This is a genomic window from Paenibacillus sp. Y859 (assembly GCF_056786405.1).
In genome coordinates this window covers 747,278-772,063 of the sequence record NZ_JBXCIZ010000001.1, presented here as the reverse complement: position 1 = coordinate 772,063, position 24,786 = coordinate 747,278, and the positions used below count along the sequence as shown (strand labels likewise).

Sequence of the window (24,786 nt, the reverse complement as noted above, 5' to 3'; positions counted from 1 at the left end):
AATGACACACAACAAAACAGCGGTTACGGTACAAGATGGTCCGCCAAGCGATGTTGAAGATATCAAGACACGGAGTCGCTACTTGCGGGGGGAACTTGTAGAAGCTCTCCAAGACGGAATCACTGGATCCATGTCTGAGGACGAGAATCGGTTGATGAAATTCCACGGTAGCTATATGCAAGATGATAGAGATTTACGGAATGAACGGCAACGGCAAAAGTTGGAGGCTGCTTACCAGTTCATGGTGCGTATACGTGCACCTGGCGGAGTCCTTACGTCTGCACAATGGTTAGAAATGGATCGACTTGCTAGAGAATATACTACTGGATCCATTCGAATTACTACTCGGCAAGCCATCCAATTCCATGGGATTCTGAAATGGAACTTGAAGAAGAGTATTCGAACGATTAACGACGCGTTACTGACTACGTTGGCTGCTTGTGGTGATGTGAACCGGAATATTATGTGTAATCCAAATCCTTATCAATCTGAGGTTCATGCGGAAGTGTATGAATGGGCAACGAAAGTCAGCGATCATCTATCTCCTCGGACTAATGCCTATCATGAGATTTGGCTTGATGGTGAGAAGGTAGTGGATACCGATAAGAATGAGGAAGAGATTGAACCGATTTACGGAAAGGTTTATTTACCGCGTAAATTCAAAATTGGTGTGGCAGTGCCACCTAACAATGATATAGATGTCTTTTCCCAAGACCTTGGCTTGATAGCCATTTATGAAGCGGGGAAACTCAAGGGATTCAACGTTGCAGTCGGTGGTGGGATGGGTATGACTTATGGTGATACACAGACGTATCCACAATTAGCCCGGGTCATTGGATTTTGCACGCCAGAACAGATCGTTGACGTGGCAGAGAAGACGGTTATGATACAGCGTGATTACGGAAATCGTTCGGTTCGTAAGTACGCCCGTTTCAAATACACGATCGATAGATACGGTATTGAGTGGTTTGTTAACGAACTTCAGGACAGACTTGGCTGGAAACTTGAGGCAGCACGACCTTATGAGTTTAAACATAATGGTGATCGTTATGGCTGGATCAAGGGAACTAACGGTAAATGGTATCTGACCCTCTATATTCAGAGTGGCCGGGTTGAGGACCAAGAAAATTATCTGTTGATGACTGGCCTTCGAGAAATTGCCAAGATTCATACAGGAGATTTCCGACTCAGTCCGAACCAGAATCTTGTTATTGGTAATGTGACAAGTCAGAAGAAGCGTAAGATTGAAGCTTTGATTGAGGAGTATGGACTCACGGATGGATCGCATTATTCCGCATTACGAAGAAGTTCTATTTCTTGTGTATCCCTACCGACTTGTGGGATGGCTATGGCTGAAGCAGAGCGATATCTACCTTCTCTACTGGACAAGATAGAGCCTATGCTAGCGGAGGTTGGACTTAGCGAAGAGGAAATTAATATTCGTATTACGGGTTGTCCTAATGGTTGCGCTCGACCAGCTCTGGGTGAAATTGCATTTATGGGCAAGGGTCCTGGTAAATACAATATGTATCTAGGTGCAGGTTTTGCCGGTGAGCGATTGAATAAGATGTATCGAGAAAATATTGGAGAAGAAGAAATTCTATCCATATTAAAACCGATGATTCATCAGTTTGCGAAGGAACGTCAGAACGGCGAGCATTTCGGTGATTTCGTCGTCCGTGTTGGCCATGTCAAAGCGGTTAAGTCCGGAACGGACTTTCACGCCTAGACCATCGGTGGACGAGAGATAGAGATACACGGATTTGGAATAAATAATAAGACCGTACAACATACGGTCTTATTTCTTGTTTATAGTCTACCCAAGAGGGTAATGACTAGAACATAGGGAGAAATCCCGATAGTCATGATTTCGAATTTAGATAGATTTGTAATGAATTACTTCAGGCAAACAGCTTCTGAGTGTCTTTCATATGGTCGACTGCTAAGTCGTAGCCATGCAGGTAGGTTTCCCTGAGCTTATTGATATCTTTCTCAAAGCTGTTAAGAGATCGCTCAGGACGAAGAATGATAGCCTGCCCATCTTGTTCTAATTGTTCACAGAACTTCACAGTTTCATTATATCTATCGTGTCTTGTTAGTAAGACCTCCTCAAGATGGGGATATTTATTTTTAAATAACTTGCCAATCATCGCATTTTGCTTGCTGAAGTGCTTGATGTAGCCTTTCGGTTGGGTAAGTACGATAAGATGCTGTTTATTGCCATCTGCAATGGATTTACGAATGGGGATGGGGTCAGATAATCCACCGTCATAATAGTTATATCCGTTCATTTCAATGGCAGGGAAGTACATGGGAACGGCACATGAAGCTCGTAACATAGTCGATTTTTGATCAATGTGCATTCCATTCATATATTCCGGCAGTCCTGTTTGGGCGTTGGTGACACCTACTAGAAGTTGTCCGCTGTAGCTATGGAAAGCCTTCAGATCAAAGGGAAGTAACTTATTAGGGATAACATCGAATACAAAGTCTAATCCAAATAGGCTACGATTACGCAGAAAATTACGGTAACCTATATATCGTTTATCATGACGATACTTTTCCAAGATCTCTAAATTTCTTCGTTTCTGTTTGGAGATATAAGAGAATCCATTGCTGATTCCCGCGGACACACCAATACAATAAGGGAACATCAACTGCTGGTCTAGTAGCGCATCCATGACACCAGCACTGAATATGGGGCGAAGTGTTCCCCCTTCTAAAATTAAGCTTGGCACGTATTTTCACCTCTCAGATTTACTATGTAAGGATGAACATATCCTATACAACAGTTTAGCTCTAAAAATAACGAAAATCAACATTACTTACCTTATGGGCCAAATATTTCTATATCCTTAATTTAATGATTTAAAACGATGATATATGAAGAATGTTGATGAAATCTTGAGGGATTATTAACAAACTGAGTGCTTTCCATGAAAAATGATAGATTATTGTCGTTTTCATTGATTATTTGTATAATATTTTGTATAATCGTTCTTGTTGATTTTGCATATGAATTATAGGAGGTTATCAATTTTGGGAAAAGCTTTGATTATTGGCGCTGGCGGCGTTTCTAGTGTTGTTGTTCATAAATGTTGCCAGAACCCGGATGTTTTTGAAGAGATTTGCATAGCGAGTAGGACGCTTTCGAAATGCGATGCTCTAAAAAATAAATTGGCCGGAGGCCGTACGATTATTCACACGGCTCAGCTGGATGCTGATAATACTGATGAGGTAATTGAGTTGATTAAGAGTTTCGGGCCAGATGTAGTGATCAACGTGGCTCTCCCTTATCAGGACTTGACCATTATGGATGCATGCCTTGCAACGGGTGTTCATTACGTGGACACTGCTAACTATGAGCCACTGGATACGCCAAAGTTCGAATACAAATGGCAGTGGGATTACAAAGAGAGATTCGAAAAAGCAGGTATTACAGCACTACTCGGGAGTGGATTTGACCCAGGCGTGACTGGCGTTTTCGTTGCACATGCGCAAAAACATCATTTTGATGAGATTCACACGATCGATATTGTGGATGCGAATGCTGGCGATCATGGCTATGCTTTTGCAACTAATTTCAACCCTGAAATCAATATTCGTGAAATTACAGCTAAAGGCCGTTATTTTGAAAATGGAGAATGGATTGAAACAGAACCTCTTTCTGAGAAGAAGGTTTATGATCTTCCAGAAATCGGTCCGAAGGATATCTATCTTTTGTACCATGAAGAATTAGAATCTTTGGCCGTTAATATTAAAGGTGTTAAAAAAATCAGATTCTGGATGACATTCTCACAGAATTATCTAAATCATTTACGTGTGCTTGAAAATGTGGGGATGACCTCCATCGAGCCTATCATATACGAAGGTAAAGAGATCGTTCCTCTTCAATTTTTAAAGGCGATTCTGCCTGATCCTGCTTCATTGGGACCAAGAACAAAAGGGAAAACCAATATTGGCTGTATTATCCAAGGAACCAAAGACGGCAAGCCTAAATCGTACTATGTGTACAACGTTTGTGTGCATGAAGAATGTTACGCAGAAGTCGGTTCTCAAGCGATTTCATACACAACAGGAGTTCCTGCAATGATTGGTGCTATGATGATTATCAAAGGCATCTGGAAAAAGCCTGGTGTATATAATGTTGAAGAATTCGATCCAGATCCATTCATGGAAGCTTTGAACAAGCATGGATTGCCTTGGCAAGAGGATTTCTCGCCAACGCTGTTAGATTGAGGGATATAGAATGAGCATAGACATTGATATTAGTGCGCTACCGTCTCCTTGTTATATCGTAGATGAAAGACTCCTTATCAAGAATCTTGAAGTTCTGAACTCTGTTCAAGAGCGTACAGGAGCTAGCATTCTGCTTGCGTTGAAGGGATTCTCTATGTTCTCCGTATTCCCTTTGGTGGGGCAGTATTTGAAGGGTGTAACTTCGAGCTCATTATTTGAGGCCAGACTTGGTTATGAAAAAATGGGTAAAGAAGTACATGCTTATGCTCCTGCTTATATCGATGGAGAATTTGATGAACTTCTGGGCTATGTTGATCATCTTGTGTTTAATTCCTTTGATCAATGGAATAAATATAAGGATAAGGTGAAGAGTGTTCATTCGAAGAATATTGAATGTGGCATTCGTGTCAATCCTGAATATTCTGAAATTGAGACGCCACTGTATGATCCTTGTTATGATCATTCAAGACTTGGAGTGACGCTTCCCAATTTTAGACCTGAAGATCTAGAGGGGATTGACGGAATTCATTTCCACACGATGTGCGAACAAAACTCAGATACACTTGAGCGTACGGTCAAAGTGGTGGAAGAGAAGTTTGGTAAATATATCCATGGTATGAAATGGCTTAATTTAGGCGGAGGCCATCATATTACCCGACCTGATTATGATATTGAAACGCTTGTCCGCACGATTCTATATCTTAAGGATAAGTATTCAGTAGATATATATTTGGAACCGGGTGAAGCGATCGCTTTGAATACAGGATATCTGGTTGCTACAGTTCTTGATATTGTAGACAACGGGATGAACATTGCTATTCTAGATACTTCTGCTGAATGCCATATGCCTGATGTACTGGCAATGCCGTATAGACCGAATATTATAGATGCAGGCACACCGGGAGAGTATGAGCATACCTACAGACTTGGAGGGATGACCTGTCTTGCTGGAGATGTCATTGGCGACTATTCATTCAAAGAACCTTTGAAAGCCGGAGACAAGCTTGTGTTCTGTGATATGGGGCACTATACAATGGTTAAGAATCACATGTTCAATGGTGTGAATCTTCCTTCGATTGCCACATATAGCGAAGCTGATGGGATCAAAATCATTAGACAATTCAGTTATGAAGACTACAGCTCCCGTTTATCTTAAAATGTAATGAAGCATAAGTTTCAGCTCGATTAATATATTGAAGCCGTTAGGTACTTGGTTTTTACCAAGTGTTTAACGGCTTTCTTTCTTTTATAAGGTATAATTTCGAGCAAACTCCACAAACTCATTACGTAGTGAATGTTGAGTTGGATCATGTTGAAAGGCAATAACAGACTGGATCATGTCAGAGGTATCGTTTGGAATAGGAAGGCATTTAAGAACGCCAAGTTCAAGTTCCTGTTGAATGCTACGTTTGGGGAAGAACGTGATATGATGTCCAGCTTGTACGGCAAGTTTGATCGCTGCAGGGGAATCAAGCTGAATTCGTTCCCATAGGTGAATGTTATTGTTGTTAGACCATTCATGTGTAAATTGTTTGACAAAGGAACCTTCGGCATGCTGAATGAAAAATTCCATCGTAATAAGTTTAGGTTCGAGATGCTGAAGATTTGCGAAACGGTGATTAGCTCCAAATATGACTACTAATTCATCATCAAATAAAGATTCAATCGTAGTGATCTCTCCATCGGTTGGATGCTGACCACCTATTGAATGATACAAGGCAACATCGATATCACGATCACTTAACATGGTTCTGATGGTCTGAGTTGGGTTTACAATGACTTGAAGTTGAATGCCTGTATGTTGTTTAGTGAAGGCGGTAATAAGTTCAGGCAAAGGAAACGTACTAGCACCGCAGTCTGCACCTATGCGAAGAGTCCCTTTATTCAATAGTGTGTAATCCTGAACAACCTTTTTCGCTTCAGCGGCTAGTCCTGTAATTTTCAAGGCGTAGGGGTAGAGAGCTTGTCCTGCCTCAGTTAGTACCATGCGTCCTCGCTTTGATTCGAATAGGACTGCGCCCAATTCCTCTTCTAAGCTTTTCATATGGAAGGTTACGGATGGTTGTTTCATATTCATTTCTCTAGCAACATCGGTCACTCTTTTATATTTCTCTATAAGCACAAGGATCATTAATTTAATAATATTGATGTTTCTCCCACCTTAATTAAGTATGATATAGGATAGTTGATCGTCCTAATGATTCATTATAGATAAAATCTATACATAAATAAAGTTTATATGGGGATATTTATTGTTAAGTTTACAAAAGAACGATTTTTAAAAAATAATTGAGAACTATAATGAGATTGTGAGTTACGAGAAACCAACTCATCATAACGAATTTAGATATAAATAGGAGGAGAAATTAACGAATGAATTTCAAAAAGCCATTTCTTATGTTGGGATCACTAGCACTAGTTATTGCACTAGCAGCATGTGGTACAAACAATGCAACGAACAACGGAGCGAATCAAGGGGCAGCAAATACTACAGAGACAGAAACAAAGAAAGAAGAAGTTCTAAGTGGATCTATTCTTGCAGTTGGGTCAACAGCATTACAACCATTGGTTGAACAAGTAGGGCAGAAGTTTATGGCTGATGCAAGATATTCGAAAGTAGCAGTACAAGTACAAGGTGGCGGTAGCGGAACAGGGCTTACGCAAGTATCTGGCGGACAAGCGGATATTGGTAACTCCGACGTATTTGCTGAAGAGAAGCTAAAAGACGCTGATGCGGATAAGGCGAAGGAATTGGTAGATCATCAGGTAGCAGTTGTTTCTATGGCTACGGTAGCTCATAAAGAAATCGGTGTTGATAGCTTGAATCAGCAACAGCTAGTAGATATTTTCTCAGGTAAAATTACGAACTGGAGCGAAATTGGTGGAATTGATCAAAAGATTGTTATCATTAACCGTCCAAGTAGCTCAGGGACACGTAGTACTTTTGAGAAATATGCACTTGGTACGAAGGTTGAAGATATTCCAAACTCCATTCTAGAAGAATCATCAGGTAACGTTCGTAAGCTCGTTGCAGAAACACCAGGTGGCATTGGTTACCTAGCATTATCCTATCTAAATGACTCCATTAAAACCATTCAATACGATGGCGTTGAAGCTACAGTAGAGAACGTAAAATCAGGTGATTATCCAGTGTGGGCTTATCAGCACATGTATACAAAGGGTGAGCCTAACGAAGTAGTAAAAGCCTTCCTAGATTATATGGTTTCAGATGAAGTTCAAAACGGAGACGTTGTTGAACTGGGGTATATCCCAGCTTCCCAAATGCAAGTAACTCGTGATGTAGATGGCAACGTTACTAAGAAATAATAAAAGAGTTTTACATGGAATTAGTTAATATTACCAAAAGAGGCGGACTTATCTGCCTCTATTTTCACTTTAAGAAAGTAGGACAACTATGAAAGCGAAAAATCCACCTCCTGTTCTAATTAAAAAACATCATTTGGAAGACTGGATTGGTCGTATTTACACGACCTTTTGTGTATCTCTTCTAGTTATCATTATTGTGTCTATGATTTATTTCGTGGCATCTAAAGGGCTTGCGACCTTTATTAAAGATGGAGTAAATATTGGTGATTTCTTGTTTGGAACCAAATGGAGTCCGAGTGCGGATAATCCACTATATGGAGCCTTGCCATTTATTGCAGGATCTTTTGCAACCTCTATTCTAGCAGCATTAATTGCTAGTCCATTAAGCATATGTGCATCTTTATTTATGACTGAAATTGTTCCAGGGTGGGGTAAAAGGATTCTTCAACCCGTGATTGAGCTGCTTGCTGGAATCCCATCAGTTGTGTATGGTTTCGTGGGCTTATCTGTGATCGTTCCGTTCTTTCGTGATGTATTCCCAGGTCAAGGAATTGGGATAGCAGCGGGTGCACTAGTACTCTCCATTATGATACTTCCAACGATCACCAGTATTACAACGGATGCACTTACTTCACTTCCCAAAGGGTTGAAGGAATCATCATTTGCCCTTGGTGCTACACGTTGGCAGACGATTTCTGGAGTTGTTATACCAACAGTTCTGCCTTCTATACTTACTGGGGTAGTCTTAGGGATGGCACGCGCGTTTGGTGAAGCGCTAGCTGTTCAGATGGTTATTGGGAATGCGCCTCATGTTCCTACCTCATTGTTCCAATCAGCTTCAACACTTACGAGTATTATTACGTTGAATATGGGTAACACAGTTGGTGGTTCAATCGAGAATAATGCTTTATGGAGTATGGCTCTTGCTCTTATGGTCATGACATTCATATTCGTAATCATTGTAAGAGTATTGGAAAGGAGACATCGGACATGAAACCAAAAACAGCTGATAAAATTGCTACTGGGGTAATTGTCACCTGCTCCTTGATCATTGTTGCTGTATTAATCGCTTTGCTGGGATATATTCTATTCCGTGGACTAAGTCATATTAGTTGGTCATTCTTAACATCCGTTCCACAGACGATCAGAGAAGGTGGGGGGATTGGACCGCAATTATTCAACTCACTATTCTTACTTGTTCTTACATTACTTATTACCATCCCACTAGGTCTAGGAGCAGGAATTTACATGGCGGAATATGCGAAGCCGGGTAAAGTTACAGGCACGATTCGTCTCGTTGTTGAAGTGCTGTCTTCTTTTCCATCCATCGTGGTCGGTTTATTCGGTTTATTGCTTATTGTAAATACATTCGGCTTTGGTTTCTCACTCTTCTCAGGTGCGCTAGTACTGACCATTTTCAATCTACCTCTTATGGTACGTGTTACAGAGCAAGCTTTCAGAGGAGTTGCTAAGGAGCAGAAGGAAGCTGGACTTGCACTTGGTTTATCGAAGTGGAAGATTATCACGTCCATTCTTCTTCCAGTTGCTTTGCCGAGTCTTGTAACGGGTACCGTCCTTGCAGCTGGTAGAGTGTTCGGTGAGGCGGCAGCACTTCTGTTCACGGCAGGGATGTCCACACCGAGACTTGACTTTACGGATTGGAATCCACTCAGTCCGACATCACCGATTAATCCATTCCGTCCAGCAGAAACACTGGCAGTTCATATCTGGAAAATAAATAGTGAAGGACTTGCACCAGATGCAATTCAGATTGCTGCGGGAGCTTCGGCGGTGCTCGTAATCCTTGTATTAGTATTCAATTTGCTCGCTAGATGGCTTGGAAGAGTAGTATATCGATTCTTTACAGCTTCTAAAGTTATGGAATAGGGGTACAATAATATGAAAACATCCTTTCGAACCGAGAAACTTAGTGTCTTTTACGGAAGTTACGAAGCAGTAAAAGGTATTGATATGAATTTTCCTGAACAAAGTGTAACAGCTTTAATCGGTCCTTCTGGCTGCGGGAAATCTACGTTTCTACGTTCCTTAAACCGTATGAATGATGAAATTGTCGGTTCCAGAATTAAAGGTAAAATTTGGATTGGTGATGAAGATATCAATTCACCGAGTACTGACGTTATTGAATTAAGACAAAGAATTGGGATGGTATGGCAGCGTCCTAACCCTTTTTATAAATCTATTTATGAGAACATTGCCTTTGGACCGAAATATCATGGAATTAAAAATAAACAACAATTAGATGAAATCGTTGAAGGCAGCTTGAGGAAAGCAGCGCTATGGGATGAAGTGAAGGATCGCTTGAAGCAATCTGCTCTGTCTCTATCTGGAGGTCAGCAGCAACGACTTTGTATTGCCCGAGCACTTTCTGTCAATCCTAAAATTCTATTGCTAGATGAACCTGCATCAGCACTGGATCCTGTGTCGACAGCTAAAGTAGAAGAACTGATTGTGGAATTGAAGAAAGAGTTGACTATTGTTATAGTCACACATAATATGCAGCAGGCGGCAAGAATATCTGACTATACCGCATATTTCTATTTAGGAACATTGATGGAATATGATGCTACAGATATCATATTCACCAATCCATCCAATCCAAAGACTCAGGATTATATAACGGGTCGATTCGGATAATGGGGTGCTATAGTAAGAAACAATAAAGAACCGCGAATCTTGAGCATAAAGATTCACGGTTTTTAACTATTTCAATAATGGTAATAAAGTGAACAACGTTGTACGTACAAGCCTTTCCTATGTTATAATATTGTACGATTTAGAATTTAACATTTAACATTGGATATCACTGTTCTAACGGAGGAATACATGATCGCAAAATATAAGCAAGTGAAGCAGGAGATTCTATCCTGGATCCATTCATCTAAACTTTTGCCAGGAAGCCAACTACCTTCAGAGAATGAGATTTCTAAACAGTATAAAGTTAGCCGTCAAACGGTGAGACAGGCTATTGGTGAATTGGTGCAGGAAGGATGGCTATATCGTATTCAAGGTAAAGGAACGTTCGTATCTAACGAACCGGGTGTTAAGTTAGTCAGTAACAGTACTCAGACTATCGGCGTCATTACAACTTATATATCAGATTACATATTCCCATTAATCGTACAAGGCATTGAGAGTGAGTTAAGTAGCCGAGGATATCGCCTTGTACTATCTAGTACGGATAATAATCGAGGCAAGGAACGAGAGTGTCTTGAGATGATGCTTGATCAATCCCTCAGTGGACTTATTATAGAGCCGACAAAAAGTGGAGAACGCAATCCGAATCTCAGCTATTTCTTGACGCTGGAGAACAGGAGAATTCCGTACGTTATGCTTAATGCTGCGTATGAAGAAATGAATTCACCCTGCTTACGTGTGGACGATGAACGTGGTGGCTTCCTTGCAGCTGAGCACCTAATTTCATTAGGACATCGAAGATTAGCAGGCTTCTTCAAAACAGATAATAAGCAAGGCATCCTTCGAATGAAGGGATTTATCGCCGCGCACCATAAATACAATGTATCGATATCCCCTTCTTCTGTATTCACGTATACGACAGAGGAGAAGAATGATACACCCATTGAACAAGCTAAGCAGTTATTGAGTCAATCTGTTGAGGACAGACCGACAGGATGGGTCACGTATAACGATCAATTGGCAGTAACTTTACTTGATCCAGTCCGTTCTGCGGGGTTATCTGTACCTGACGATTTATCAATTGTAGGATTTGATGATTCATTCTTGGCAACAGCCACTGAGGTAAAGCTGACAACGATAAGTCATCCGAAGCAGGAACTGGGAATTAGAGCTGCGGAATGGGTCATCTCTATGATTGAAGGGAAATCAGAGTTACCTGAGGATAGTCAAATGATTTACATGCCCGAGTTAGTTATTCGAGAATCAACGGCGATGCCTAGACAATGAAGCCGCCTTGTTGTCAGACCTACTCCATCTAGACACAATTGAGAGTCCTTACTGATTCTAGGAAAGGGCTTTTTTGGTATTACAAAAAAGGTTGGAATACTTGTACGTACAAGTGTGCGATGGACATAATAAATTGAATGAGAAGGGAGATATCGTTGAAGGAGCAAGCAGAGGTATAAGCATCCTTTAAATAGACGGAATAGCCGTTTCTTCTGCGTACAGAATGTATAAAGCTCGGAGGACTGTGATGGAATCCAGTCTCCCGAGCTTTATGTGATTACAACACGCAGTCTGCAAATAGAATTGACTTAGGGATTCGGAAAAAGTCTTCTGCCTTTTGTTGGAATGATATGGACGGTAGCGTTCCTTGATGTAACCATTTACGGAATGTGCCCGGATGAACTTCAATCCATCTACTCACATCACTAACCGAAAGATCATAAACCATACAAAGCCCGGTAAGAATATGGTTGCTAACAGGAGAACGAGTTATCGTTCTGCGCATAAATTTCGAATGGGTAGGCTGGCAAATGATAGGACTCTGTTCAAGGAGAGTTTCGTTAAATAAAATATGTCTAGGGTATCCTAAATACTGACATACATTCTCCATGTTCTTCTTGCCGGGAATTCTTCCTTCATATACCCAGGCACTTACGCTTCGAGATGATATTGAAAGTTCCTCAGCCAATGTAGACAGTTTGATGTCTTTTACCATCAGAATAGCGAGCAGTACACGATTGCGTATTTGACAGCGAGTGGGTTTGCGGAAACGTTTCACGCGAACACCTTTTCCTAAATACTTCCGATTGATCAGAGCCCAGGCCTGAATCGAGTGTTTCTCTAGTTGTATAGGCATAATTCCTCCGATAATTTTAATTAAATATATTATTCTGTGTGTTGTTTAGAGTTCAATAATAACACTAATCATCCTCAATTCACAATTAGACTAACTCTATGGATCTATAAGAATGATAGTATACGCCAACGCATTCTTGCATCTCCGGCATATGATAGTGTATGTGGGATGTTATGGAGGGTGGTTTAGATGAATATATATTGGCTTAAAGGAATGAGCGGAATTGTTGGAACTATCCTTGCATTTTCGTTTGGCGGCTGGACTCAAGTACTTAGTGTTTTCTTAATTATTATTATTATTGATTATATCACAGGAGTGCTAGCGGCTATTAAGACTAGAAGTGGACTCAATAGCAAAATTGGATTTTGGGGATTAACTAGAAAAGCATTGATGTTCCTTGTTATTTTAATAGCACATCAAATAGACCTTCTCATAGGTAATGAAATCGAAGCAGTGAAGAGTGGTGTGATTTACTTTTATATGGCAAATGAACTCATATCTATTACCGAGAATTATGGTAGATTAGGATTACCACTTCCAAACCAAATAACGAGATTGATAGCAGTACTGAAAAATAAGGATAAGCAAGATGAGGATAGTAATAAGAAGTTATAAATGACAAGCTTCTTCCCGAAAGTCATGTGTTATGTTATATTTTTGATAAACCTATTTCTTTAAGATGATAAGGAGTATTCCATGATAAAACATATTGTATTGTTTAAATTAAAAGATAGTTCTCCTGATAGTATCAATAGAACGGCGGATGTACTGCGAGATATGAAGGGTAAAATACCTCAACTTATATCCATAGAAGTCGGGATCGATGTTATTCGTTCTGATAGATCTTACGATATTTCACTTATTACGGAAGTAGAGTCATTAGAAGCACTACAAGCCTATCAAGTTCATCCGGTACATCAGGCAGTGATTCAACATATGAACGAATTTAAAGAAAGTTCTATCGCTGTAGACTATGAGTTATAGGAAGCAAATGCTAACAAATTTCATGGGGGTCAGGCTGTGTATTATGTCAATAGAGAACAGATTGAGATTCGCTTGCATGCCATTCCTGAGATTGTAAAGGGTCTGCAAATCGTGGCAGACCAATGGGATGGAGGTCTCATCTTGGGTTTTTCTCAAGAGAGAGCTTTACATTTAGCCATTGAAGTAGTAACAGATATTGGTAGCTACCTTATTGATGGTTTTATTATGCGAGACGCCAGCAGTTACCAAGATATTCTAGATATTACACACGAAGAGAAAGTATTTAATAGTACGGTGCATGCGGCCCTGATTTCATTAGTGCAGCTCCGTAAACCATTGGTACAGAATTATTACGAATGGGACCGATCTTCTCTTCACCCTCTTACACAGGCCCTTCCAACGATTTTGAATGAATTCTCTGTTTCTGTAAGAGATTATTTAGATCAGGAATTAGGGACATCGTGATAATAAAGGAGCGAGTATTGAATGACTTCTGAAATAGAAATGAAGAACAAGGATAATCAAGAAACGAAAGATAATGATCTTTCGGGCTTTGCGCCTGTGTATATCATTGAATTTCTGTATGATCAAGCACCTATTGTATCCATAGAGAAACTTCGTACAGCTATTGAAAAATATACAGGGAAAGTGAAAGTGTCAGATGCAAATGTAGAATTACCTTCACCTTTTGCCAATGTATCGGCTGAGTCTGGGGAAGGGGCAGCTAAACCACATGTTTTCTTTCATGTGGATCATAAAGTATCTTTCGATGATGTAGAAGTGCATGCCCAAAGTTGTATTTATGAACCTCGTCCTATTCAAGATTACAAACGTTTCGAACGTGGATTACAACAAAGTTTTCATTGGCAGGACGTTCATAAGATAGTGAACACCTGCAAATATAGTCTGCGTATCCATGATTTATTTACGGCAGGATTGCCTTATAAGGAACGTTTCGAACTTATATTAGGTATCGTCCATGCCATTCAAGAAACAGCACCATGTAAGGCTATGTATTGGCATGGAAGTGAGAAGTTTGTCCAGCCCAATACATATTTGGAAGCTGTTGAGATGGGAGAGAAGTTGTACGGTGCGGTGAATCTACGCCTATATAATACAGCCAAAGACAAGGTACTGATTATGGATACCCTTGGATTATCATCTCTAGGAATTCCTGATTTACAATGTCATTTCTATGACATGGATCCAAGTGAGGTCGCACGTGATCTACTTGTGATTTCCAAGTATTTATATGATCAGGGGGATATTATTCGTGATGGGGAATCCATTGGAACTTCAGCTGACAAAGCCTATCTATGTGAGCATCAGCATGCACTAGTCGTTCCGGAACGTTATGTTCTTGATCTAAATCCTGGGCCTAAGCATGATGCGAGACAATTTAAGCAGGATGAATAAATGATTATAGTTATCAGCTTGTCCTGTGTGTCAAGTCAAGCTCCTTCTGATTATAATGCATTAAGAAATAGGCATTCGCCCGATTTTAGTTATGAAGAAGGAGAGATGAATGATGAAGGACAATGATAAAAGCTTCTTATGGGGAGCATTGGTAGGAAGTTTACTCGGATCTATCACAGCACTACTGTTAGCACCGAAACAAGGGTCTGAATTACGTAAAGACATTGCCGACACAACCCGTCAAGTAAGTAATAAGACGCAGGAACTGGTAAGTGCAGCTAGTGAACAGGGTGTAAATATTTATGGCATAGTGAAGGGAAAGGCGACTGACATTGCTCAGGATATTCAATCGTGGCGTCAATGCAAGAATGAAGATTCCGATGAGAAGCTTGCAGTTTCATCTATTCTTGAGAATCCAGAATCAGATGAATTTAATATCAATGTAGATGATGAGTTGATCTAACCTTAACCTGAAGAGCGGGCCTTATCCTGAATGATGGGATGTGAGGTCTTTTTTTCTGTAATGATATATCTTGAAGGACGTATTGAACTAGAGTAATATTTAGGTACATTATTATTTCCTTGGACATATAGTAACACAGTGGGAAATAGAAATTGACATAGAAGGAAGCGGTGTGTTCGTGCAACATGCAATTGCGATATTGGACTCAGGAGTTGGAGGACTAACTGTAGCAAGAGAAGTTATGAGGCAACTCCCGAGAGAGAAAATTATATATTTTGGGGATACTGCTCGTACGCCGTATGGATCGCGGTCATCTGAGCAAGTTAGAGTATTTACAGAACAGATTGTTGACTTTCTTATTCAGTTTGAACCGAAGATGATCGTAATCGCCTGTAATACAGCAACAGCAGCAGCACTAACTTATATTTCGGAAAAGGTTACGATCCCGGTGATCGGTGTTATTCATCCGGGAGCTCGAGCGGCGATCAGTGCTACTAAGACTGGTGAGGTTGGTGTGATCGGTACGGTTGGTACGATTGGAAGCGGAGCTTATACGGCTGCATTACAAGAACTCTCTCCGTACGTCAATGTAACAAGTGAGGCGTGCCCACTGCTTGTGCCACTCGTGGAGCAGGGGTTATTTCGTTCTGAAGCGACCACACATATTGTGGAACAGTCATTGGAGAATATACGTAACACAAATATTGATTGTCTTATTCTTGGTTGTACACATTATCCGTTCCTAATGGAAACGATTCAAGAGGTTATTGGGGACAGAGTCAAATTGATTAGCTCAGCCGATGAGACAGCAAGAGAAATCAGTACGATATTATATGACAAAGGTCAACTTGCTAAAAATGATGAATCACCGGTTCATCATTTTGTCTGTAGCGGGGACGGCGAAATATTCAAGGGAATTGCGAAGCAATGGCTAGGTGAGCAGATACAAAGGACACCTGTCATCTGGCAAGTTTCTAAGTTTGATGACTAAAGATAAAATTAGATAGCATGAAGTACACTAATATAGGCATACAATCTAACCACTCATTCTTTGTTGTTGCGGTTAAATATGAAGTCCGCAGAAAAGGAGGTTTGTATGCTGCAATATATTGTTCGTAAGGGAGATACACTTGCGCGCATCGCCGCCAAGAAAGGTCTTAAGCTTGAGAATATTGTATATGCGAATCCGTGGTCCTCTGATCAACCTTATCTTATTCCCGGGCAAATACTATTTCTTCCTTCTACACCTCGGCGTAGATATGAAATACAGTCAGGAGATACATTGGAAAGAGTTGCAGTACAATTCTCTGTTAATGAACAGACTCTAGAAGAGATGAACCCAGGCATCTCACATGATCGATTTCCAACGGGACTTGTCCTAGTACTTCCTTCACTGGAATCTAAATGTATCGTTGAGCTGCAAGGTGAGTATGGATACAAGGAAATGACAGAAGATATGGAAGAATTATTGGGTAAATATAAGTTTATCGAGGCGAAGGAAATAGGTCATAGTGTTATGGGTAAATCACTCGTTATGTTGAAAATAGGGAAAGGTAAAAGACAAATACATGTCAATGCTTCTATTCATGCAAACGAGTGGATTACCACATTATGTTTGATGACATTTATCGAAGAGTACGCTAAGGCATATGATAGCGAGCGAATGTGGAATGGCTACAATCCGCAAGAGTGGTTTCAACATTGTACCCTTTGGTTGTTGCCTATGGCTAATCCTGATGGTGTAGAATTAGTTCAAGAAGGTGTTACACACGAACATCCGCATGCTCAGCAACTATTGGATTATAATAACCAACGAATAGATTTTAGACATTGGAAATCTAATATTCGAGGTGTAGATCTTGGAGATCAATTTCCTGCACATTGGGAGGAAGAGGGAGAGCGGAGGGGCATAAACTCTCCTTCACCACGTGATTATGGTGGAGCGTATTCACTTAGTGAGCCGGAAGCAGAAGCACTTGCTACGTTTACGCTTGATATAGCTCCGGATGCTGTTATTTCGCTACACAGTCAAGGTCAAGAGATTTATTGGAATTACCGAGACTTTGAGCCAGAAGAAAGCGAAAAAATAAGTGTTAGACTAGCTCAAGTTAGTGGATATCGAGCTGTTAAATTACAGGGAAGTGACGCAGGATATAAAGATTGGTTCATTCAACAATTTAAACGACCTGGATTTACGGTGGAGATAGGTCAAGGGGTGAACCCTCTTCCGACGCAACATTATCGAAATATGAGTCTTGAAGTCGGAATGATTATTGGTGAATTAATGAAATTATTAAAAATGGATGTAACATATTAGTGGAAAAGCCGTATGATATTCCAGAGGGGGTTGACCGCTCAATAGGGTTCAATGACTTTTTGAACAACCTCTTAATAGTGGTTGCTCCCTCTCGCTATAGCTTAAGGATGGAGGCATAAGACATGAAACTTAGAAGATTACTGTCTTTTAGGCATTGGTCTGTTATGATCGGTAATATACGACGGTATGTGTTCTCATCCGAAGTGTCATTAGTGGACAAGCTATTGTTTCTAGTTCCAGTTATTTTCTATTGGCTCTTTCCATTTGATTTATTACCTGGACTTCCATTTGACGATATTGGAGTGACTATGATCTTGATGGGATGGTTCACTTCACGAATACGGCGTAAACACCCAACATTGTAAGGGAATAAAGTAGATTAAAAGGGGATATTGTTCGTAATAAATAAGGACAAGTGATGAAGTGTCTTGCGAATTAAGTTCTGTTTCTTTACAATAAATATAAGCGCACAATAATACATTGAATTTAGGGGACAACTCAGATGAATTGTAAAATAACCCGCAATGCGGCAAAAGTATTAGCGAAAGAATTGAATAAAGATGAGAATAAGGATTTGAAACTTCGTGTATTTGTTACACACGCTCACGGAGACCATGCTCATTATGGGTTGGATCTAGATACAGCCACAGAAAAAGACGAAGTCGTATCAACGGATAAAGACATCGATGTCATCTTGGATTCAAGTGAACCATTACTTGATGGCGTGAGGATAGATTATTTTTACCTACCTGAGGAAGGTTTTGTTATTACAAATCCATCTAAAGGTAATCACGGAGACCACTAAGGTGCGTGTTCAAAAAGTAAATTTTTTGAATAACCTCTTATAGTTAGAATAGTAAAGAAGGATGGATTAGATATGGCAAACGATATACGTGTATGTGATAAATGTAGGCATATACGTCTCAAAACGATTGTACCTAAGCTTCAAAAGATGGCGCCTGACGCTGAAATTCAAGTGTTATGTAAGTCTTATTGTGGACCTTGTGGAAAGAGAGCATTCGTTTTTATTAATGGACGTTATATAAGTGCGCCGACAGAAGATGAGGTATTGGCTAAAGTAGCTCCTTTTATAAAGTAGCTGTTTTGGTAAATGATATTGTTTCTTGTAGTACATAATTCCTTCCTATAGTAACCAAGCTAATGATGGTAATGGATAAGGAATATGTATTGAAGGGGGAACATGTGAATGTCTAAACGTGATTTTTCTAGTATGCAAAATAACACACCCATTTCTCAAGCTAATAATGCTGTGGATAGGCTACATCAGTCGATAACACAAGCTGCAAGCCATCCTACAGAGCAATTGGTGGATCAAGCGGAGAATTCCTTAGCTCACGCAGAACAGGCCGTTGAGGCCCTTCAAGGCAGTGAGATTGGACTAACTGTTGAACAGACTGGGGAATGGCTTGCGGAAGAGAAAAATCGGTTAGCGGCAATTAACGTTTCTAAGTCTAATAAATAGTCTTATAATCGAAAGAAAACCGCCACAAAAGAGAAATCCTCTTTTGTGGCGGTTTTTTTCATGTGCTTTAATCCGTGGTCAATTTACCTAGCAAGTCATATTGAATCACTTGATCTGAGACATTGAGTTCAAGCTGAGCTTGATCAAAGCCGACCCTGCATCTACTAACTTCGGTTGTTTTCCGAGTGTTGAGATCATAGCAGCTACCATTCTCGAAGATACCATCTGGCGATGGAGTATAAAATTGCTTGCTGTCTGTGAAAGCCCCTGAACGAAGTACTACAAAACGATCATTATCAACGAACAAATTGTTGCCCAGCATATGATAGGATTCTGTTGGAATTCCAAGTAAGTGCAGGAGAGATGGGGTCATATCTAATTGGCCAGAAGCTTCTGAGTACTGTCCTGCTTGACTACTATCAGGCAGATGAATCAGTAAAGGAACTTGGTTCATGATTTGTTCCATATCGAGATCATTTAAGCTTTTCCCTAGAAACTGTTCATAATAAGGTTTGTCTTTGATTGAATTATCATGATCTCCATATACGATAAGAATCGTATTATCCCAAAGCCCCTGTCCTTTCATTTGTGTGACAAACTGCCCGAGTGCATCATCAACGTAATGGATCGCATGGAGGTAATTTCCGAATATGTTACCACTAAATTCGCCCACATCCAATTGTTGTTTGCTTTTTGGAATACTATAGGGATGGTGGCTGGTAAGTGTAATCAAGAAAGAGTAGTAAGGTTGTGTGATTGACCTCATCTCATCTAGTGATTGTTGAAGGAATGAATTGTCACCAAGAGACCAACCAAGCGGTTCATCGATAGTATAATCTTTTTTGCTGAAAAAGCGATCATAACCCATATAGTTATACATAATGGTCCTATTCCAAAAGCTACTATCATAAGCATGAAAAACGTTAGGTGAATAACCCTGACCTTTCAATATTGCTGGTAACATATCGTACTTATGATCGGAATAACGGATAAATGCAGACCCTGTGGGCAGTGCATGTAGGGAGCTGTGGGAGCTAAAATCTGCATCAGATGTTCTTCCCTGCCCAGTCTGGTGATAATTATTGCTGAAATACATACTGTCCTTCATTAATTTGTTGAAGTTCGGTGTAATCTCTTGGTCATTGATGCTCTTACCGATCATGAAGTTCATGAAAGCTTCAACTTGAATGACGATAACATTACTGTTCTTGTACTTTCCGAATAATTCGTTCGGTTTGGTTCGCTGTGCACTTTTGAGAGTAAATAAATCCGCTATACTATCTAATTCATCTTGTGGAAGCTGATGTTCAGGACCCAGATGTTCTTGTGCGTAGCGATACATATCGTACCCATGGAAGCCTATCAACCCTGTTACATTGTAAATGCTCATGTTCCACCAATTGCTGTCGAATAGTCCCTTTGCCCATGTTTCGCTGTAATATTTAATGGGGGCAAAAGTGAGAACGGAACCGAATGCAAAGATTAGAATACCTGTAGTAAAGCGGCGGATAACGCCCAAGCTTCTTTTCGAAGATGATAGGGTTTGGTCGATATGGTAAAAAGACTTTCTCCTGTGTAGCAGAGCCATTCGAATGATGGCGTACACGATGAATAGAATCCAATCAATAAACAATAATAGATCATCCCAACGTAATAGTGACTGTATGCTCTCCCCTAAAGAACCGACCTGCCCGGTCTGAAGAAGAACAGGGACCGTAATAAAATCCTCGAAATAGCGATAATATACGAGATCCGAATACATGATTGCTGTCAAAAGGAAGTTCAATACAACAAGTGATATGAAAAAGCCACGACGAGGTAGCCAGAATGTCCAGAATGATACTAACATGACGGACCCTATAGCAATGATGTAATCCAAGAAACTCAGTTCTACATATAGAATGTGAAGTCGATTATCAATTAGGGTTAACTTGTACAGCATAAGAGCGATAAACAGGGGATAGATAAGGTAGCGAAATGGAAGTAAATGGATGTGTAATCTCCAGTTATAGCTGGGCGTACCTTCTTTATGGAAATACATAAATAATCTCCTTTCTTTATTAGCAAAATGTGAATTTAATGATGAAAAAGAACGAACTCAGTAGTAAGAGTTCGCTCCTTCGTTCAAGCGAAAAGTGAATGTTATTCACTAGGAGATATCTTGTTGTGACGAGGAGGAAGAGGTCCGAGATATTGATAATACTGACACTCGATCGTTCCGTTGTAGAGCTTGCGACGTTTATCGGCCTTTTTATTGAATAGTTGTTCGAAACGCTTCGTTGAACTGATCGCAAAAAATGACCAAGAAGGTAGTCCTTTTGCCATTTGACCTAATTCACTGATAAGCTTATCAACCTCTTCTATTTCACTTAATCGTTCACCATAAGGAGGATTGGTAATGATACAGCCGTAATCTCCTCTAGGTCTTGCTCTGGTAAGGGGCAGTACCTCTAACTTAATATCTTTAGTAAATCCTGCACTATTTACGGCAGCTTGTGCAACTTCAATAGCTCCTGGATCTATATCACTTCCAGAAATCTGTAATGGAATATCATCACGTATCGAATCAAATGCTTCTTCCCTAGCTTCAGACCATAGAGCTTCAGGGATGATTGGCCAATCTTCAGAGTTAAAGGTACGGCGTAATCCTGGCGCAATATTCCACCCGATCATAGCCGCCTCGACTAAGAGTGTACCAGAACCACAACATGGATCGTAAAAAGGTCTTGAGGGGTTCCAACGGCTTAATTGGATGAGCGCAGCGGCCATCGTTTCCTTTATTGGAGCTTCCGTTACAAGTTTACGATATCCGCGCTTATGAAGACCAGATCCTGTTGTATCCAGCGTGATCAAGGCAGTATCATTCAACATAATTACTTCAATGACATAGCGTGGTCCATCTTCAGGGAACCATTCTGTATGGTAAGTCTGATTTAATTTGTCGACGACTGCTTTCTTAACGATACTTTGACAAGCGGGTACGCTGCTAAGTTGTGACTTAAGAGAACGTCCCTCAACCGGGAATTCGCCATTCTGTGGAATAACATCTTGCCACGGTAATGCTTTGGTACCTTCGAACAATTCGTCGAAGGTAGTGGCGGTAAATTCACCCATTTTAATCAGAATACGGTCCGAAGTACGAAGCCATAAATTACAACGACATATATCGATTAAATCCCCACTAAAGATGACACGTCCGTTCTCAACCGTCATATCGTGGTAACCCAGTTCTTTTAATTCACGAGCTACGATAGACTCTAAGCCCATTGGTGCAGTAGCAATAAGTTGTAAGTGAGCCATGTATACAATTCAACCCCATCCGGCCATCCTTGACGCCACACGGGCACCATCAGGAGACCTATAAATTTCATGCAGTCTTGCCGGTTTCCGACAAAACACATACAATAATAACGTTAGTAACCCATAACGATGCAACCAAACATCAATTATAAAACAAATAGGCTAATATGGAAAGTTAGTTAGAGGAGGAAAAGAATTTGAATCTCACCCCTGAAGAATATATTAACCAATTGTATCAAGATGATGAGCAATTGGAGCAGGTGAAAGAAAGCATTAGAGAGCACGGCATGCCAGAAGTGTCAGTGGCACCGGCATATGGTAGGCTTCTAACGATCCTTGTTCAGACATCTCGTGCACGCAATGCGATTGAGATTGGTGCTCTTGGAGGATATAGCGGAATTTGTATTGCAAAAGGACTTCCTGTAGATGGGCAAGTACTTTCCTTGGAATTAAAGGAAGAATATGCGGAGTTAGCGAAGCGAAATCTTGAAATGGCGGGTTTTGGGAGCCGTGTGAATTATATGGTAGGTGCTGCGCTTGATAGTTTGGAACGTCTCAAGCAAGACGGGCGAAAGTTTGATTTCTTTTTCATTGATGCGGACAAAGAAAATTACCCATTGTATCTGGAATACGCTATCCAGTTGGCGAACCCAGGCTCTGTCATTGTGGGCGACAACTGCTTCTTACGTGGAAGAACCTTGAACCCAGAGAAGAATGGTCCAGCTGTACTGGGAATGCGCAGTTTCAATGAGCAAGTTGCTTCTGATGAGCGACTCGTTAGTACATTGCTACCAGATTATGATGGATTGTCGATTTCATGGGTGAAATGAAGGTGAGGCTAGAATAGATGCATAAAGCACATTTAATTAGCAGGAAATGTAGGGAAAGAGAGAATTAGTTGCAAAACTACACTTAAAAATGGCGGTAACGCTGAAAAATGGAGTTTCAAGAAAATTAGATGTACTCCATGCAACTAAAGTTAACTTCAGAGGGATTGGGTTGAATTTAGATGTACTTATTGCACTTAATAGTGAATAGTGGAGACGAAAGGTGATTATTGGTGATGGTGTTGGTGTTGCGGCTCATATCTGCTAGCGATACGATGGATCACTGGCATCGGAAACGTAAACTTCCTCACTATATGTACTCTTTCACAAAGGACGCCGAAAGGCGTCTTTTTAATACATAGCTTGGATGCTTGTCCGTGATACCCTTGTTAGTTATTCCGGGAATACAGCTTTCGTCTTACCCACACCACGTTCAGAAGTAGCAAGCAACCCGAAACGATAAACAAACCCTCGATACCAATAAATCCTGACAAAAGTCCTCCAATGAGTGCACCCATCATATTTCCTAGAGAAAGTGTACTGCTGTTAAATCCGAATGCGCGACTCTCCATGCCGTCCGGAGTATAGGAGCGTATGAGGGAATTTACGCTCGGTAGCAAACCACCCATAAAGATTCCCATGAGGAAGCGGATTACGATGAGCTGCCAGACATTTTGAACAAAAGCCTGAGGAATAATGGTTAGAGCTGTTCCTATTAGTGCGTAAGTTAGGATGCGATGTGAGCCGAATTTATCGCTAATTTTACCAAGTATTGGTGATGATATCATATTAGAGATTCCTGTTACGGCTAAGACTAGACCTGCCCAGAAAGCAATATTGACGGTTGAAGCATGTAACTTCTGCACATACAATGGGAGCAACGACATAGGGCTTACCATAGCGAACTGCAGTAGGAAAGTCACTGCAAAAAGTGCTAGTAATTGAGGAATATGAGCTAGCTCTTTGAAACCTTGCATAACGGATACCACGGGTGCGTGTGAAGCTTCTTCGCGATCAAAGGTTTCTTTGACAAAGAATAGCGCTAATAAAGAAGCGGCAAGTACTAAAGCGCCAGTGATATAGAAAATGGGACGAAATCCGATGAGATCTGCCAAGATACCCCCAATGAGTGGACCTAAAATAGTACCAGCTACCATACCGGATTGCATAATTCCCATAGCGAACCCCATACGGGCTTTCGGCGCTGTTCCTGATATGAGCGAGATTGCGGCTGGATTGAATCCAGATATCGTTCCGTTCAGAAGACGAAGTATTAATAATTCCCATGGACTTCGTGCAAAACCCATAAGAACGATGACAATTGCCATTCCAAATCCAGATCGTAGTAACATAATTTTACGTCCATAGCGATCAGCTAGTTTACCCCATAATGGTTGAAATATGAAAGCCGTCAAGAAATTCGCTGCAAAAATGACCCCAGCCCATATACCAATTTCATATTCGCCCTGTACTCCTAAATCTTTAGCAAGATATAAAGCTAGAAAAGGTGTGATCATGGTTACTCCAGCATTGACGAGAAATTGACCGATCCAAAGAACAATAAGGTTTATTTTCCAAGTATTCACGTGCCGTACACGTCCTTTCTAAGCTGTGATTTCAATTTCCCAAAAA

The 24,786-nt window shown here is 40.6% G+C and carries 26 protein-coding genes; 20 read left to right on the top strand and 6 right to left on the bottom strand.

Annotated features, from left to right (window positions below; genetic code table 11):
* Position 1: 1 nt before the first annotated feature.
* A complete protein-coding gene (cysI, locus tag AC1TO8_RS03945) occupies positions 2 to 1,729 on the top strand; it encodes an assimilatory sulfite reductase (NADPH) hemoprotein subunit (protein ID WP_482054290.1) in 1,728 nt (575 codons plus the stop codon).
* A 172-nt stretch (positions 1,730 to 1,901) separates the two neighbouring features.
* On the opposite strand, the gene AC1TO8_RS03940 is transcribed toward cysI, so the two are convergent.
* Positions 1,902 to 2,738 carry a patatin-like phospholipase family protein gene (locus AC1TO8_RS03940; RefSeq protein ID WP_482054289.1) on the bottom strand — a complete coding sequence of 279 codons (837 nt, stop codon included), beginning with the start codon at positions 2,736 to 2,738 and terminating at the stop codon, positions 1,902 to 1,904.
* A gap of 301 nt (positions 2,739 to 3,039) precedes the next feature.
* Between AC1TO8_RS03940 and AC1TO8_RS03935 the strand changes: the two genes are divergently transcribed.
* Both AC1TO8_RS03935 and nspC read left to right on the top strand, forming a co-directional pair.
* Complete coding sequence (locus AC1TO8_RS03935; protein ID WP_482054288.1) at positions 3,040 to 4,239, top strand: saccharopine dehydrogenase family protein; 1,200 nt, start codon at positions 3,040 to 3,042, stop codon at positions 4,237 to 4,239.
* Between the two features lie 16 nt (positions 4,240 to 4,255).
* A complete protein-coding gene (gene nspC / locus AC1TO8_RS03930; protein ID WP_482054504.1) occupies positions 4,256 to 5,395 on the top strand; it encodes a carboxynorspermidine decarboxylase in 1,140 nt (379 codons plus the stop codon).
* A 90-nt stretch (positions 5,396 to 5,485) separates the two neighbouring features.
* Here nspC and AC1TO8_RS03925 read toward each other — a convergent pair whose 3' ends face one another.
* On the bottom strand, positions 5,486 to 6,370 hold the full coding sequence (locus AC1TO8_RS03925) for a LysR family transcriptional regulator (protein ID WP_482054287.1): 885 nt from the start codon (positions 6,368 to 6,370) through the stop codon (positions 5,486 to 5,488).
* Between the two features lie 242 nt (positions 6,371 to 6,612).
* Between AC1TO8_RS03925 and AC1TO8_RS03920 the strand changes: the two genes are divergently transcribed.
* The 5 genes from AC1TO8_RS03920 to AC1TO8_RS03900 all read left to right on the top strand — a co-directional run bounded on the left by AC1TO8_RS03920 (position 6,613) and on the right by AC1TO8_RS03900 (position 11,508).
* Positions 6,613 to 7,566, top strand: a complete 954-nt coding sequence (locus tag AC1TO8_RS03920; protein WP_482054286.1) for a phosphate ABC transporter substrate-binding protein — start codon at positions 6,613 to 6,615, stop codon at positions 7,564 to 7,566.
* An 88-nt stretch (positions 7,567 to 7,654) separates the two neighbouring features.
* A complete protein-coding gene (gene pstC / locus AC1TO8_RS03915) occupies positions 7,655 to 8,560 on the top strand; it encodes a phosphate ABC transporter permease subunit PstC (protein ID WP_482054285.1) in 906 nt (301 codons plus the stop codon).
* Positions 8,557 to 9,453, top strand: coding sequence for a phosphate ABC transporter permease PstA (pstA, locus tag AC1TO8_RS03910; protein ID WP_482054284.1), 897 nt, complete (start codon positions 8,557 to 8,559; stop codon positions 9,451 to 9,453). Before pstC ends, pstA begins: the two co-directional genes overlap by 4 nt.
* Before the next feature lie 12 nt (positions 9,454 to 9,465).
* Positions 9,466 to 10,221, top strand: coding sequence for a phosphate ABC transporter ATP-binding protein PstB (pstB, locus tag AC1TO8_RS03905; RefSeq protein WP_482054283.1), 756 nt, complete (start codon positions 9,466 to 9,468; stop codon positions 10,219 to 10,221).
* 189 nt (positions 10,222 to 10,410) lie between these two features.
* Positions 10,411 to 11,508, top strand: coding sequence for a substrate-binding domain-containing protein (locus AC1TO8_RS03900; protein WP_482054282.1), 1,098 nt, complete (start codon positions 10,411 to 10,413; stop codon positions 11,506 to 11,508).
* Between the two features lie 277 nt (positions 11,509 to 11,785).
* On the opposite strand, the gene AC1TO8_RS03895 is transcribed toward AC1TO8_RS03900, so the two are convergent.
* Positions 11,786 to 12,364, bottom strand: coding sequence for an XRE family transcriptional regulator (locus AC1TO8_RS03895; protein ID WP_482054281.1), 579 nt, complete (start codon positions 12,362 to 12,364; stop codon positions 11,786 to 11,788).
* 189 nt (positions 12,365 to 12,553) lie between these two features.
* On the opposite strand from AC1TO8_RS03895, the gene AC1TO8_RS03890 reads away from it, so the two are divergent.
* The 11 genes from AC1TO8_RS03890 to AC1TO8_RS03840 all read left to right on the top strand — a co-directional run bounded on the left by AC1TO8_RS03890 (position 12,554) and on the right by AC1TO8_RS03840 (position 19,027).
* Complete coding sequence (locus AC1TO8_RS03890) at positions 12,554 to 12,979, top strand: phage holin family protein (protein WP_482054280.1); 426 nt, start codon at positions 12,554 to 12,556, stop codon at positions 12,977 to 12,979.
* Positions 12,980 to 13,060: 81 nt separating this feature from the next.
* Positions 13,061 to 13,348: a Dabb family protein gene (locus AC1TO8_RS03885; protein ID WP_482054279.1), complete on the top strand. Its 288-nt coding sequence runs from the start codon at positions 13,061 to 13,063 to the stop codon at positions 13,346 to 13,348.
* Between the two features lie 36 nt (positions 13,349 to 13,384).
* On the top strand, positions 13,385 to 13,813 hold the full coding sequence (locus AC1TO8_RS03880; RefSeq protein ID WP_482054278.1) for a DUF86 domain-containing protein: 429 nt from the start codon (positions 13,385 to 13,387) through the stop codon (positions 13,811 to 13,813).
* Positions 13,814 to 13,834: 21 nt separating this feature from the next.
* Positions 13,835 to 14,764, top strand: a complete 930-nt coding sequence (locus AC1TO8_RS03875) for a DUF4261 domain-containing protein (protein ID WP_482054277.1) — start codon at positions 13,835 to 13,837, stop codon at positions 14,762 to 14,764.
* 109 nt (positions 14,765 to 14,873) lie between these two features.
* Positions 14,874 to 15,227 carry a YtxH domain-containing protein gene (locus tag AC1TO8_RS03870; protein WP_482054276.1) on the top strand — a complete coding sequence of 118 codons (354 nt, stop codon included), beginning with the start codon at positions 14,874 to 14,876 and terminating at the stop codon, positions 15,225 to 15,227.
* Positions 15,228 to 15,405: 178 nt separating this feature from the next.
* Positions 15,406 to 16,218: a glutamate racemase gene (gene racE, locus AC1TO8_RS03865; protein WP_482054275.1), complete on the top strand. Its 813-nt coding sequence runs from the start codon at positions 15,406 to 15,408 to the stop codon at positions 16,216 to 16,218.
* 105 nt (positions 16,219 to 16,323) lie between these two features.
* Entirely contained in the window at positions 16,324 to 17,544 is a 1,221-nt protein-coding gene (locus AC1TO8_RS03860; RefSeq protein ID WP_482054274.1) for a M14 family zinc carboxypeptidase, read from the top strand.
* Between the two features lie 122 nt (positions 17,545 to 17,666).
* Positions 17,667 to 17,909 (top strand): hypothetical protein, encoded by a 243-nt coding sequence (locus AC1TO8_RS03855; protein ID WP_482054273.1) that lies wholly within the window; start codon positions 17,667 to 17,669, stop codon positions 17,907 to 17,909.
* A 137-nt stretch (positions 17,910 to 18,046) separates the two neighbouring features.
* Positions 18,047 to 18,349, top strand: a complete 303-nt coding sequence (locus tag AC1TO8_RS03850; protein WP_482054272.1) for a HesB/IscA family protein — start codon at positions 18,047 to 18,049, stop codon at positions 18,347 to 18,349.
* A gap of 72 nt (positions 18,350 to 18,421) precedes the next feature.
* Positions 18,422 to 18,643 carry a YuzB family protein gene (locus AC1TO8_RS03845; RefSeq protein ID WP_482054271.1) on the top strand — a complete coding sequence of 74 codons (222 nt, stop codon included), beginning with the start codon at positions 18,422 to 18,424 and terminating at the stop codon, positions 18,641 to 18,643.
* 108 nt (positions 18,644 to 18,751) lie between these two features.
* Positions 18,752 to 19,027, top strand: a complete 276-nt coding sequence (locus AC1TO8_RS03840; protein ID WP_482054270.1) for a hypothetical protein — start codon at positions 18,752 to 18,754, stop codon at positions 19,025 to 19,027.
* Between the two features lie 67 nt (positions 19,028 to 19,094).
* Here AC1TO8_RS03840 and AC1TO8_RS03835 read toward each other — a convergent pair whose 3' ends face one another.
* Together AC1TO8_RS03835 and AC1TO8_RS03830 are read right to left on the bottom strand one after the other, a co-directional pair.
* The gene (locus AC1TO8_RS03835) at positions 19,095 to 21,068 is read right to left on the bottom strand and encodes an LTA synthase family protein (RefSeq protein WP_482054269.1); all 1,974 of its coding nucleotides are present in this window, start codon (positions 21,066 to 21,068) and stop codon (positions 19,095 to 19,097) included.
* 101 nt (positions 21,069 to 21,169) lie between these two features.
* Positions 21,170 to 22,327: a THUMP domain-containing class I SAM-dependent RNA methyltransferase gene (locus AC1TO8_RS03830; RefSeq protein WP_482054268.1), complete on the bottom strand. Its 1,158-nt coding sequence runs from the start codon at positions 22,325 to 22,327 to the stop codon at positions 21,170 to 21,172.
* A gap of 197 nt (positions 22,328 to 22,524) precedes the next feature.
* On the opposite strand from AC1TO8_RS03830, the gene AC1TO8_RS03825 reads away from it, so the two are divergent.
* Entirely contained in the window at positions 22,525 to 23,157 is a 633-nt protein-coding gene (locus tag AC1TO8_RS03825) for an O-methyltransferase (protein ID WP_482054267.1), read from the top strand.
* A gap of 386 nt (positions 23,158 to 23,543) precedes the next feature.
* Here AC1TO8_RS03825 and AC1TO8_RS03820 read toward each other — a convergent pair whose 3' ends face one another.
* Positions 23,544 to 24,740: an MFS transporter gene (locus tag AC1TO8_RS03820; RefSeq protein WP_482054266.1), complete on the bottom strand. Its 1,197-nt coding sequence runs from the start codon at positions 24,738 to 24,740 to the stop codon at positions 23,544 to 23,546.
* Between the last annotated feature and the right edge of the window lie 46 nt (positions 24,741 to 24,786).

What these genes read in the sequence shown, in the direction of transcription:
- cysI (WP_482054290.1), top strand. Translation starts at nt 2, where the DNA reads ATGACACACAACAAAACAGCGGTTACGGTACAAGATGGTCCGCCAAGC.
- AC1TO8_RS03925 (WP_482054287.1), bottom strand. Translation starts at nt 6,370, where the DNA reads ATGATCCTTGTGCTTATAGAGAAATATAAAAGAGTGACCGATGTTGCT.
- AC1TO8_RS03920 (WP_482054286.1), top strand. Translation starts at nt 6,613, where the DNA reads ATGAATTTCAAAAAGCCATTTCTTATGTTGGGATCACTAGCACTAGTT.
- pstC (WP_482054285.1), top strand. Translation starts at nt 7,655, where the DNA reads ATGAAAGCGAAAAATCCACCTCCTGTTCTAATTAAAAAACATCATTTG.
- pstA (WP_482054284.1), top strand. Translation starts at nt 8,557, where the DNA reads ATGAAACCAAAAACAGCTGATAAAATTGCTACTGGGGTAATTGTCACC.
- pstB (WP_482054283.1), top strand. Translation starts at nt 9,466, where the DNA reads ATGAAAACATCCTTTCGAACCGAGAAACTTAGTGTCTTTTACGGAAGT.
- AC1TO8_RS03900 (WP_482054282.1), top strand. Translation starts at nt 10,411, where the DNA reads ATGATCGCAAAATATAAGCAAGTGAAGCAGGAGATTCTATCCTGGATC.
- AC1TO8_RS03895 (WP_482054281.1), bottom strand. Translation starts at nt 12,364, where the DNA reads ATGCCTATACAACTAGAGAAACACTCGATTCAGGCCTGGGCTCTGATC.
- AC1TO8_RS03890 (WP_482054280.1), top strand. Translation starts at nt 12,554, where the DNA reads ATGAATATATATTGGCTTAAAGGAATGAGCGGAATTGTTGGAACTATC.
- AC1TO8_RS03885 (WP_482054279.1), top strand. Translation starts at nt 13,061, where the DNA reads ATGATAAAACATATTGTATTGTTTAAATTAAAAGATAGTTCTCCTGAT.
- AC1TO8_RS03875 (WP_482054277.1), top strand. Translation starts at nt 13,835, where the DNA reads ATGACTTCTGAAATAGAAATGAAGAACAAGGATAATCAAGAAACGAAA.
- AC1TO8_RS03870 (WP_482054276.1), top strand. Translation starts at nt 14,874, where the DNA reads ATGATGAAGGACAATGATAAAAGCTTCTTATGGGGAGCATTGGTAGGA.
- AC1TO8_RS03860 (WP_482054274.1), top strand. Translation starts at nt 16,324, where the DNA reads ATGCTGCAATATATTGTTCGTAAGGGAGATACACTTGCGCGCATCGCC.
- AC1TO8_RS03855 (WP_482054273.1), top strand. Translation starts at nt 17,667, where the DNA reads ATGAAACTTAGAAGATTACTGTCTTTTAGGCATTGGTCTGTTATGATC.
- AC1TO8_RS03850 (WP_482054272.1), top strand. Translation starts at nt 18,047, where the DNA reads ATGAATTGTAAAATAACCCGCAATGCGGCAAAAGTATTAGCGAAAGAA.
- AC1TO8_RS03845 (WP_482054271.1), top strand. Translation starts at nt 18,422, where the DNA reads ATGGCAAACGATATACGTGTATGTGATAAATGTAGGCATATACGTCTC.
- AC1TO8_RS03840 (WP_482054270.1), top strand. Translation starts at nt 18,752, where the DNA reads ATGTCTAAACGTGATTTTTCTAGTATGCAAAATAACACACCCATTTCT.
- AC1TO8_RS03835 (WP_482054269.1), bottom strand. Translation starts at nt 21,068, where the DNA reads ATGTATTTCCATAAAGAAGGTACGCCCAGCTATAACTGGAGATTACAC.
- AC1TO8_RS03830 (WP_482054268.1), bottom strand. Translation starts at nt 22,327, where the DNA reads ATGGCTCACTTACAACTTATTGCTACTGCACCAATGGGCTTAGAGTCT.